The sequence below is a fragment of the Polaribacter sp. BM10 genome, from assembly GCF_002005425.1.
GTDB classification, from domain to species: Bacteria; Bacteroidota; Bacteroidia; order Flavobacteriales; family Flavobacteriaceae; genus Polaribacter; species Polaribacter marinaquae.
The window spans coordinates 128,774-138,757 of the sequence record NZ_CP019704.1; the positions used below are offsets into that span (position 1 = coordinate 128,774).

Genomic DNA, 9,984 nt, shown 5'->3' on the forward strand with positions numbered 1-9,984 from the left:
TTGAAATCTATTATCCTAAAACAATAGATTTTATGTTTACAAATTCTTTAATACCAAAACCACCGTGTTCTCTACCAAAACCAGAATCTTTTACACCACCAAATGGCATAGAAGGATCTGCGATACCAAAAGTATTTATAAATACCATACCAGTATCAAAATGATTGGTTGCTATTTCTTTTGCCTTTTCGATGTCTTTTGTAAAAATTCCACCACCTAAACCAAACCTACTATCGTTAGCAATTTTGATAGCTTCTTGCTCGTCTTTAACTTTAATTAAAGAAGCAACAGGGCCAAAAAGTTCGTCGCTATAAGCTGGTTGACCAGGTTTTACATTTCCTAATACTGTAACCGGATAAAAGTAACCTTTTCCTTTTGGTATTTTACCACCACATAAAATTTCGGCACCATTTTTAACACTTTTTTCAACTTGGTTATGTAAAGTTTCTCTTAAATCTTCTCTTGCAATTGGTCCCATATCTACACCGTCTTCTAAAGGATTACCAACTTTAATGTTTTCCATTGCTTTTACAAATCCTTTTTTAAAGTCTTCGTACACTTTTTCTACAACAATAAACCTTTTTGCAGCAATACAAGTTTCTCCGTTATTATAAATTCTACCTTTTACACATTCTTCTATTGCAGTTTTTAAATCGGCATCTTCTAAGACTAAATAAGCATCGTTACTACCAAGTTCTAAAACAACCTTTTTTAGTTCGGCAGTTGCTTTTTCTCCGATATTTCTACCAGCATCAGAGCTACCTGTTAAGGTAACACCTCTAACATGTTTGTTTTTGATGATTGTATCCGACTGGTCATGAGATATTTTTAAAGCCTGAAATAATCCTTTAGGTAAACCTGCATCAACAAACACTTTTTCTAAAAATTGTCCTGTTCCTGTTACGTTAGATGCGTGTTTTAATAAAACTCCGTTACCAGCCATTAAATTAACAACAGCATATCTAATTACTTGGTAAGATGGGTAGTTCCAAGGTTGAATACCGTAAACAATTCCAATAGGAGAATATGCTATCAAACCATCTTTACCATTGCTTAAAGTTCTTTTTTCTGTCGCTAAATTTTCTGGACCATTTTTAGCTGTATAACTACAAATACCTGCACATAAATCTATTTCATGCTCACTTTGACTAATAATCTTTCCCATTTCATTAGTCATTAGTTTTGCTAATTCCGTTTTATTTTTAGTCAATTCTTTTCCGATTGCTTCAATAATTTTAGCTCTTTCTTCTACAGGTTTTAATTTCCAATCTAAAAAAGCAGTATTACAGGCTTCTATATTATCTTTTAATTCTTTATCAGTTAAATATTTATATTCGTTTAACTTCTCTTCTGTTGCTGGGTTTATTGTTACTATGTGTTCTTTGCTCATAATGAGTATATTTTTTTTGATTAATATTTATTTTTGTTCACTTGGTAAAATATGAACATCGTTTACGTTAACTCTTTCTGGTTGCGTTAACGTGTAAAAAATGGCATCAGCAATATCTTCTGCTTCTAAACTTGTCATTTCTTTCATTTGTTTCAATTCTTCCTTAATATCTTCATCTGTGATAGTGCTTAAAAGATCTGTGTTTACAGCACCTGGCTCTATTGAAGTAACATTAATTCCGTATTTAGGCGTAATTTCTTTTCTTAAACCTTCAGAAAACATTTTTACCGCAGATTTGGTAGCACAATAAACAGCACCACCAGGAAAATAATTATAGGCAGCAGTAGAAGATATGTTGATAATGTTACCGCCTTTGTTTTCTATTAAAGTTGGTAAAACAGCTGCAATTCCGTTTAAAACACCTTTAATATTTACATCTACCATTGTTTCCCATTCATCAGTTTTAAATTTTTCGATGTAAGACAAAGGCATTAATCCTGCATTATTAATAATTGCATTTACGGTACCGAATTCTTGGATCGTTTTTTCTACTAATTTCGAAAAATCATCTTTACTAGTAACATCACAAGTTACTACAAGTGCTTTACCATTATTTTTTTCGATTGTTTCTTTTATTTCTTCTAATTTGTCTTCGCTTCTAGAAGTTAACACTACAGAAGCTCCGTTTTTAGCGAGTTTAATGGCAGTTGCTTTACCAATTCCACTAGATGCACCTGTTACCATTATTACTTTATTGTTAAGTTTCATATCTTTAAGTTTTACTATTTCTACAAAACTACTTAGAAGGTAAGGTTCGTTTTAGTTCATTTAAATTTGTATTTAGCTCTTTTACTTTTTAAGTTGAAAAAATAAACATATCTTGCAAAGTATTATGCATGCATAGTAAATTTAAAAAGACAATTATGAAATATAAGCACATTTTTGAACCCTTAGATTTAGGATTTACAACTTTAAAAAATAGAATTTTAATGGGTTCTATGCACACAGGTTTAGAAGAAGAAAAAAATGGTTTAGAAAGAATAGCTGCTTATTATGCAGAAAGAGCAAAAGGTGGAGTTGGATTAATTGTTACTGGTGGAATTTCACCAAATATACAAGGTTGGACAGGACCTTTCTCTTCTAGAATGTCAACAAAAAAACATGCCAAACATCATAAAAAGATAACAGAAGCAGTACACAAAGAAGGAGGTAAGATTTGTATGCAAATTTTACATGCTGGTCGTTATGGTTATCATCCTTTTAACGTAGCACCGTCTAAAATTAAATCGCCAATAACACCTTTTACGCCTTTTAAACTAACACAATCTGGTATTAAAAGAACAATTAGAGATTTTGTAAACTCTGCAAAATTATCTAAAGTTGCTGGTTATGATGGTGTAGAAATAATGGGTTCAGAAGGTTATTTAATCAATCAGTTTATAGCAAAAAGAACAAATAAAAGAACAGATTCTTGGGGAGGAGATTATGAAAATAGAATGCGTTTACCAATAGAATTGGTTAAACAAACAAGAGAAGCTGTTGGAGAAAATTTTATAATAATTTATAGACTTTCGATGTTAGATTTGGTAGAAAATGGATCTACATGGGAAGAAGTTGTGCAATTAGGTAAAGAAATTGAAAAAGCCGGTGCAACAATTATAAATACAGGTATAGGTTGGCACGAAGCTAGAATTCCTACAATTGCTACTTCAGTACCAAGAGCAGCATTTACTTGGGTAACAAAAAAAATGAAAGAAGAATTATCGATTCCGTTAATTACTTCGAACCGAATTAACATGCCCGAAACTGCAGAAAAAGTATTAGCAGAAGGAGATGCAGATATGATTTCTATGGCAAGACCATTTTTAGCGGATCCGGAATGGGTAAATAAGGCGAAAGCAGAAAAAGATGATGAAATTAATACATGTATTGGTTGTAATCAAGCATGTTTAGATCATGTTTTTCAGCAAAAGGTTGCAAGTTGTTTGGTAAATCCGAGAGCTTGTCACGAAACAGAATTAAATTACTTAAAAGTAGCAGTCGCTAAAAAAATTGTAGTTGTAGGTGCAGGTCCTGCAGGTTTAGCTGCAGCAACTGTCGCAGCGCAAAGAGGACACGATGTTACTTTATTTGATGCCGCAAATGAAATTGGTGGCCAATTTAACGTTGCAAAACAAATACCTGGTAAAGAAGAGTTTTACGAAACCTTGCGTTACTTTGGGAAACAAATAGAATTGCATAATGTTAATTTAAAATTAAACACCAAAGTTTCTTTAGAAGATTTAAAGACTTCTAATTATGATGAAATTGTGTTAGCAACAGGAATAAAACCTAGAGAACTTAAGATAGAAGGAGCAGACAATAAAAAAGTATTAAGTTATTTAGATGTTTTAAAGTACAAGAAACCTGTAGGAAAAAGAGTGGCAGTTATAGGAGCAGGAGGAATAGGTTTTGATGTGTCTGAATACTTATCGCACGAAGGTGAAGCTACGTCTCAAAATATTGATGCTTGGTTAAAAGAATGGGGAATAGATAAAACATTAAAAGCACGTTCTGGTATAGAAGGTGTTAAGGAAGAATATCATCCTTCGCCAAGAGAAATCTTTATGTTTAAGAGAAGTAAAGGTAAATTTGGTGGTAATTTGGGAAAAACTACTGGTTGGATTCATAGATCTACACTTAAAAAGAAAAAAGTACAATTTATTGGTGAAGTAAATTACACTAAAATAGATGATGTAGGTTTACATTACACGCAAAATAACGAAAACAAGGTTTTAGAAGTAGATAATATTGTAGTTTGTGCGGGTCAAACTCCGTTTAAAGAATTATATCAACCTTTATTAGATGCCAATAAAAATGTACATGTAATTGGTGGTGCAGATTTTGCATCAGAATTAGATGCCAAAAGAGCCATAAATCAAGGTAGTAGATTAGCCGCAAAATTATAATTCTTTTTATATTTTTGCTATTAAATTAAAAAACATGAAGAAAGCGTTATTATTTTTAGCATTATTTACAGCCTATTTTTCTTTTGCACAACAAGAGAGAGAATTTCCTAAATACAATGCAAAAAATTCTGCAAATATATTTTACTATAATTTTGCTGAAGTTCCTCCAAAAATAAAAGTGAAAGATGATGAAACTAAGAATAAAACAATAAAAGTTCTTAGACAGTATAACGATAAAATAAAAAAAATATCTTTTTTAAATTCTGCAAAGCTTCAACAATTAGAACTTACTATAAATTCTCTTGGTAAACAATTGTATTCTAACAGAGATTTGGCAGAAAAAGTTGGTAAACAAGTTAGAGAAACCATAAGACCAATAAGAGATAGTATAGATGTGCATGAAAAAGTGTTAAACGATGCGTTAAAAAGTTTTTTAAATAAAAAACAATTTAAAAAATGGACTAAATACCAAAAGGCACAAAAAAGAGAATTACTTCCAAAAGCACCAAAAAACCAAAATAATAATGGTTCGCAAGGTATGATGGGCAGAAGAAATGGTCCAGGAATGGGAGGCAGAAGATATTAATTACTTCTATTGATACAATTTATCTTAATTTATACATTTTTAACAAGTTTTAGAAACGAAATAAATTAACGATATTTGCGCCATAAATAACGATTTACAAATTATGGGAATGAATAAGAATACAGTGCTTGCGTGGGCAACATTTATAATGATACTTGTAGGTTTGGGTTTAATTGCTTTAGGTGCTTTTAGATATGATGATGTTGCAGGTTATGGTTTTGCCTCTGTAGGTGTAGGTTTTTTTGCGATTGCTTGGGTTTTTAATGCCCTAAAAGGAAGAGTATAGTTTTTAAGTCTACTAAGTTTAGTAGCAAATTTTTCAAAAATAAATTTTATAAAATAATAAAAATGAGCGACGATAAGAAAGTTATCTTTTCGATGAATAAGGTTTCTAAAACCTATCAATCTACAGGAAAGCAAGTTTTAAAAGATATATATTTAAGTTTTTTCTACGGAGCCAAAATTGGTATTCTTGGTTTAAACGGCTCTGGTAAATCTACTTTGTTAAAAATTATTGCAGGTGTAGAAAAAAACTTTCAAGGTGATGTTACTTTTTCGCCAGGTTATAAAGTAGGCTATTTAGAGCAAGAACCACAATTAGATCCAGAAAAAACTGTTTTAGAAGTTGTAAAAGAAGGTGTTGCAGAAACAGTTGCAATTTTAGATGAGTATAACAAAATTAACGACATGTTTGGCTTAGAAGAAGTATATTCTGATGCCGATAAGATGGAAAAGTTAATGGCGCAACAAGCCGAGTTACAAGATAAAATTGATGCAGCCAATGCTTGGGAATTAGATACCAAGTTAGAAATTGCTATGGATGCATTAAGAACGCCAGATTCTGATAAGAAAATAAGTGTACTTTCTGGTGGAGAAAAAAGAAGAGTTGCTTTATGTAGACTTTTATTACAAGAACCAGAAATTTTATTGTTAGATGAGCCAACAAACCATTTAGATGCAGAATCTGTACATTGGTTAGAGCATCATTTAGCACAATATAAAGGAACCGTAATTGCTGTAACACACGATAGATATTTCTTAGATAATGTTGCCGGGTGGATTTTAGAATTGGATAGAGGAGAAGGAATTCCTTGGAAAGGAAATTACTCTTCTTGGTTAGATCAAAAGTCTAATAGAATGGCACAAGAAAGCAAAACAGCTTCTAAACGTCAAAAAACATTAGAACGAGAGTTAGAATGGGTAAAACAAGGCGCTAAAGGTAGACAAACAAAGCAAAAAGCGCGTTTAAAAAATTATGACAAGTTAATGAGTCAAGACCAAAAACAGGTAGACGAAAAACTTGAGATCTTTATACCAAACGGACCAAGATTAGGTACCAATGTTATTGAAGCTACTGGAGTTTCTAAAGCTTTTGATGATAAAATTTTATATGAAAACCTAGAATTTAACCTTCCGCAAGCAGGTATTGTTGGTATTATTGGGCCAAACGGTGCTGGTAAAACAACTATCTTTAAAATGATTATGGGAGAAGAAAACCCAGATAACGGTAGTTTTAAAGTAGGTGAAACAGCTAAAATTGCATATGTAGATCAAGCACATTCAGATATAAATCCTGATAAAACAATTTGGGAAAATTTTTCTGATGGACAAGATTTAGTTATGATGGGTGGTAAGCAAGTGAATTCTCGTGCTTATTTAAGTCGTTTTAATTTCTCTGGAAGCGAGCAAAACAAAAAAGTTTCTACACTATCTGGTGGAGAAAGAAACAGATTGCATTTGGCCATGACACTTAAAGAAGAAGGAAATGTTTTACTTTTAGATGAACCAACAAACGACTTAGATGTAAATACTTTAAGAGCTTTAGAAGAAGGTTTAGAAAACTTTGCTGGTTGTGCGGTTGTAATTAGCCACGATAGATGGTTTTTAGATAGAATTTGTACACATATTTTAGCTTTTGAAGGTAACAGTGAAGTGTATTTCTTTGAAGGTTCTTTCTCTGATTACGAAGAGAATAAGAAAAAGCGTTTAGGTGGAGATTTAATGCCAAAACGTATTAAATACAAAAAGTTAATACGATAATAAGTTATGAAAAAATATATCTTTAAAATAACTGTTTTATTGTTATTGGTATCTTTTTACTCTTGTGAAGAAGAAAATGATTGTGAGACTCGAGAAAGATGTTATAGTGATGGTAACGGAGGGCAAACTTGTATAGATGAGCCTGTACCAGGTACTTGTTTTGATAGTGGTTTTGGTTTTTAGAAACAAAATCTCAACATCACAAATAATATAAATATAATTAAAAAGTCCCATTTTTTTTTAGTAAAAAATGGGACTTTTAACTTCTACTTCTCCTATCACAATTCATCAATCATTAAGCATTTTTGAAATCATAAATTGATTTTATAAATGTAAAATAATCTCTGTTTTTGTAAACAGGTATAAACACCTGTTTTTAATTATTTCTTCTTCTAGAAGTTACTTTATTTTCCTTTTTATTTTTAGTTGTTCTTTTTCTTACAACTGGTTTTTTAGTTTCGACTTTTCTTCTTGTATCAACTGTATTATTTTTTCTAGTTGTTATAGAATTGTTTCTATTAGATTTTGTATTTCTAGTTGTTCTAGTATTTTCATTTCTATTGGTATTGCTATTTCTAGAAGTGTTATTGTTTCTAGTAGTATTTGCCTTTCTATAAGTTATATGACGTCTATTGGTATTTGTCGCTTTTTTAGTAACAGGTTTTCTACGTCTTATAATATTGTTTCTTTTTCCTTTACTATTTTTGTTAGATCTATAGTAATAATATCTGCTATCTTCTCTAAACTTTGTAAAGTTTCTTCTAAAGTCTCTCTTAAAGAAATAAGCATCATTATAATTATAAATGCTTCCTATATTTAGATTTATTCGAACTCCGTTGTCAAAATAATAGTTGTCTTTTACATTACCGTAAAAAATTGGTTCTCCGAATCTATTATATTTTACAGTAAGGTTACCAACATTGGTAAGTCTGTTTCTATAATACCTCATAAAGACATTACCAACTCTAGATACGTTTCCTCTATAATCATAATTAATAAAAACATTACCTACGCGTCTAATTCGTCCTCTAAAATCTCTTTTAATAGTTACGCCTGTAGTTCTTGTTCTAACGCCATTATAATCGTAATATGTGTTGTTATAATTTGTATCAAAATCGAAATCTCCGTTTGTAAAAATAAAAAAATCAATTCCTCTTTCTGTAAAGTTTACAGCTTCATTATAAGAGTAATTAACCCTAATGTTGTTTGGTAAATAGTTGCCGTTTTTGGCTTCAACAGTAGAAACCATCATGAACAATCCTAATAAAATAAGTACACCTTTTTTCATAATATATGGTTTTAAGGGTTTTGTCTACTCTAATTGCTTTTCGACATCCGCATTTGGTTTAACTATTTTCAAAGAGCGTGCCAAAAAATTATAGATATGATTGTAAAATGGTTGTTTTGTATAAAATAATTTACCTAATACGTTGTTTTTTAGTTTATTATGAATTTTAAAAAGTCGTAAATATCTTGTAAATTAGAAAAACTTTTTACGACTGATAACAAAAAAAATTTATGATTGAAGCCATCGAGCAGAATTTACAAAGAGGAGTACAATTATTAAAAAATATTTCTGATGATCAATACAGAAATAAATCCGTAGGACCGTATCACTCAAGTATTGGTTGTCATATGAGACATATTTTAGACGTTTACTCTTGTATTTTTAATGGCTTAGAAGATGGTTATATAGACCTTTCTGTAAGAGAAAGAAATGAGTGTGCAGAGAATGAAACTAGCGTTGGACTAGAGTATTTTAATACTGTTATAAAAAGATTGAATGAGATTTCTACGGAAGATTTTAATAAAAGCGTTAAAATTTGTGATAATGTAGGTTTAGGAAATGAAACTGCTAATTATACAGTTGCAGCTGCTTTAATGCAAGCACAAAGTCATACCACACACCATTATGCAAGTATAGGTTATCTTATTTATCAATTAGGTATCGAATTGCCTGTTGCAGATTTTGGTTTTAATCCAAGTACAGTAAAGCGTTAATTTTGTATTTTTAGATAACATTAACATCTATAGCTTGTAAGATGGTATATATGTTGTATTATATAGATAGTTATTAATAAAATAATTAAAATATGTATTTACAGAAAATTAAGAATCATTTATTAACACTTACAATATTATTATCTACTATTGTTTACGGACAAAGCTTACCGATAAGCCATGTTTCAGAGATCGATCCTATTGCTCAAATAGAAGATCCGCAGTTAAAAACAATTTTGGTTAATGAGATTAATTCCAATAAAAAATGGAAACGATTAATTGCAGGTAAACAAATGTCTATTGGTATTGTAGATTTGAGTGATGCAACAAATTATAGATATGCTGGTATGAATGATAATTTTATGATGTATGCGGCAAGTTTACCTAAAATAGCCATTCTTTTGGCGGCTATGGATGCTATTGAAAATAAAGAATTAGAGTATACTGATGAAATTAAAAAAGATTTACGATTAATGATTAGTAAATCGAATAATCAGGCTTCTACAAGAATGATTGATAGACTTGGTTATAAAAAAATTGAACAGGTATTAAGAGCTCCTAAAAATAAATTATACGATGAAAAAGTTGGTGGAGGTTTATGGGTAGGAAAAAGATATGCAGCTTCTGGTAAAAGAAATCCAGATCCTTTAAAAGGTTTAAGTCATGCAGCAACTACAAGGCAAGTTTGTAGCTTTTATTATCAATTGGCTTTAGGCAATTTAATTAGTACAGAACGTTCTACAGAAATGTTAGAAATTATGAAAGACCCAAAGTTGCATCATAAATTTGTAAACACTTTAGATAAAATTGCACCAAAAGCAACTATTTATAGAAAATCGGGTTCTTGGAGAAATTACCATTCTGATTCTGCCTTAGTTTGGGGTCCAGAAAGAAAATATATTATCGTTGCCTTAATTGATAACGATTATGGTGAACAAATAATTAGAAATTTAGTGAGGCCATTAGAAAAAGTATTAAAAAAAACACGTTCTTTATAGTCTATTAAAAGGCAATTAAAT

The 9,984-nt window shown here is 30.6% G+C and carries 10 protein-coding genes; 7 read left to right on the plus strand and 3 right to left on the minus strand.

The features are described from left to right. Positions 1-10: 10 nt before the first annotated feature. Both BXQ17_RS00570 and BXQ17_RS00575 read right to left on the minus strand, forming a co-directional pair. Entirely contained in the window at positions 11-1,390 is a 1,380-nt protein-coding gene (locus BXQ17_RS00570; protein ID WP_077808752.1) for an NAD-dependent succinate-semialdehyde dehydrogenase, read from the minus strand. A gap of 27 nt (positions 1,391-1,417) precedes the next feature. After that, on the minus strand, positions 1,418-2,158 hold the full coding sequence (locus BXQ17_RS00575; RefSeq protein ID WP_077808753.1) for an SDR family oxidoreductase: 741 nt from the start codon (positions 2,156-2,158) through the stop codon (positions 1,418-1,420). A gap of 152 nt (positions 2,159-2,310) precedes the next feature. Here BXQ17_RS00575 and BXQ17_RS00580 point away from each other — a divergent pair, with 152 nt between their 5' ends. The 5 genes from BXQ17_RS00580 to BXQ17_RS14465 all read left to right on the plus strand — a co-directional run bounded on the left by BXQ17_RS00580 (position 2,311) and on the right by BXQ17_RS14465 (position 7,147). Further along, positions 2,311-4,338: an FAD-dependent oxidoreductase gene (locus BXQ17_RS00580; protein ID WP_368348376.1), complete on the plus strand. Its 2,028-nt coding sequence runs from the start codon at positions 2,311-2,313 to the stop codon at positions 4,336-4,338. Between the two features lie 34 nt (positions 4,339-4,372). Next, positions 4,373-4,924 carry a hypothetical protein gene (locus tag BXQ17_RS00585; RefSeq protein ID WP_077808754.1) on the plus strand — a complete coding sequence of 184 codons (552 nt, stop codon included), beginning with the start codon at positions 4,373-4,375 and terminating at the stop codon, positions 4,922-4,924. A gap of 103 nt (positions 4,925-5,027) precedes the next feature. After that, positions 5,028-5,210: a CAL67264 family membrane protein gene (locus BXQ17_RS00590; RefSeq protein WP_077808755.1), complete on the plus strand. Its 183-nt coding sequence runs from the start codon at positions 5,028-5,030 to the stop codon at positions 5,208-5,210. A 62-nt stretch (positions 5,211-5,272) separates the two neighbouring features. Further along, entirely contained in the window at positions 5,273-6,964 is a 1,692-nt protein-coding gene (gene ettA / locus BXQ17_RS00595) for an energy-dependent translational throttle protein EttA (RefSeq protein ID WP_077808756.1), read from the plus strand. Positions 6,965-6,970: 6 nt separating this feature from the next. Next, a complete protein-coding gene (locus BXQ17_RS14465) occupies positions 6,971-7,147 on the plus strand; it encodes a hypothetical protein (protein WP_187661414.1) in 177 nt (58 codons plus the stop codon). Between the two features lie 193 nt (positions 7,148-7,340). Here the strand turns inward: BXQ17_RS14465 and BXQ17_RS00600 are convergent, their stop codons facing one another. Next, complete coding sequence (locus BXQ17_RS00600; protein WP_077808757.1) at positions 7,341-8,252, minus strand: hypothetical protein; 912 nt, start codon at positions 8,250-8,252, stop codon at positions 7,341-7,343. Between the two features lie 230 nt (positions 8,253-8,482). Between BXQ17_RS00600 and BXQ17_RS00605 the strand changes: the two genes are divergently transcribed. Next, on the plus strand, positions 8,483-8,965 hold the full coding sequence (locus BXQ17_RS00605) for a DinB family protein (protein WP_077808758.1): 483 nt from the start codon (positions 8,483-8,485) through the stop codon (positions 8,963-8,965). Positions 8,966-9,057: 92 nt separating this feature from the next. Further along, positions 9,058-9,963, plus strand: coding sequence for a serine hydrolase (locus BXQ17_RS00610; RefSeq protein ID WP_077808759.1), 906 nt, complete (start codon positions 9,058-9,060; stop codon positions 9,961-9,963). Positions 9,964-9,984 lie beyond the last annotated feature (21 nt).